The 1,250-nt window shown below is 29.7% G+C and carries 2 protein-coding genes; both read right to left on the bottom strand.

Annotated features, from left to right (window positions below):
• Positions 1-622 (bottom strand): hypothetical protein (locus tag ACIPNH_RS00130; protein WP_400770766.1); only part of this gene is annotated, 622 nt, incomplete at its 3' end.
• A 73-nt stretch (positions 623-695) separates the two neighbouring features.
• Positions 696-1,250: DNA polymerase III subunit delta' (locus ACIPNH_RS00125; RefSeq protein ID WP_400770763.1), on the bottom strand; the 555-nt coding region annotated here is incomplete at its 5' end.

Below are 1,250 nucleotides of genomic sequence, written 5' to 3'. Positions count from 1 at the left end.
TATTTTGATCATCAAAATAACCAAATTCATCAGCAAAGGTTCCCACTTTTCTACCTTTACCACTTTTTACTAGCTCAAATAGATCAATTACATGGTTTTGGGATCCAGGCTCAATAGGCCCTTCTGCAGCAAAAAATTTAGGTGCATGACCAATGTATTCCTTAAATTTTAGATTATGAGTCTTTTTTACACTACCAAAATCCACAAATTTATATTCATCTGAAATACCAGAATATTGTGGATCATACTTTTTATATTCAAAAAACTCATTACCTAAAAAATTACAAAACGTTAATTTATAATTATCATGATCGGATTTTACGACTTTAAGGTAATGAAAATCTCCAGGAATCTTTACTTCCTCTTCCGTAATATGATTACGTACAACAAGCTCACCATTTAGCATATGATAGCCAATTTTTGGCAAAGTAGCTATATTGATTGTCTTGTTTAGCTTAAAATTTGCTTCATAAATGCCACTTAACAACTCCTTTCCTTTTTCTAGGGTTATGTCTTGATCTGAAGCTATATTCTTAATTAAGCTTAATTTTTTCTGCATGTTCAATATGGCTTTCGTCAAAACTTCTATTGATTGCCATACAGTTAATTTATTATCAGTCAAATTATATACTTCGAGTATTAAATTAACAAAATTTTATCATGAATTTATGTTAAAAGTATTATACTTTGTAAACTTATGTCATGATATTAACTACATTAGCTAAAACATGCTTTTTATCTAAGTGGAGTTGCTTTGCGGCAACGAAAAGTTCATCTATTTTTTTCCACTGACTTAGCAGAATTTCAACACCATTTACCTCTCTCTTTATGCTTTCTAAAATGAAGGCCTGAATTATATATGATGCTAGTTCTAGTTCGATTTCGCTATTAATTACTTTATTAATCATATTGGGATTCTTTAAATCATGAAGAAATTTATAAAAGCATTTGTATGCTTCATAAGCATCACTACTTATTGTATTTATTATCATTCCTGGCATTCCAGGAAATAAAGTAATCATTTCGTCAAACGTTTGATTATCAAATTTACATTGAGATGAAGCAACTTGCTTTGTTTCATCATAAGTTAATGGGAGTAAATTTAGCTGAAAGCACCTACACAAGATAGTGGTTTGTATATCATATGGCTTATGGCTAATTATAAATATCTTAGAATTTTTTGGCGGCTCTTCTAATATTTTCAATATTGCGTTTTTAGCGTGATTAGTCATTGCCTCTAAGCTATCTAT

The organism is Wolbachia endosymbiont of Drosophila barbarae (assembly GCF_044752445.1).
Classification (GTDB): Bacteria; Pseudomonadota; Alphaproteobacteria; order Rickettsiales; family Anaplasmataceae; genus Wolbachia; species Wolbachia pipientis.
This window is presented reverse-complemented; position numbering and strand designations above follow the sequence as displayed.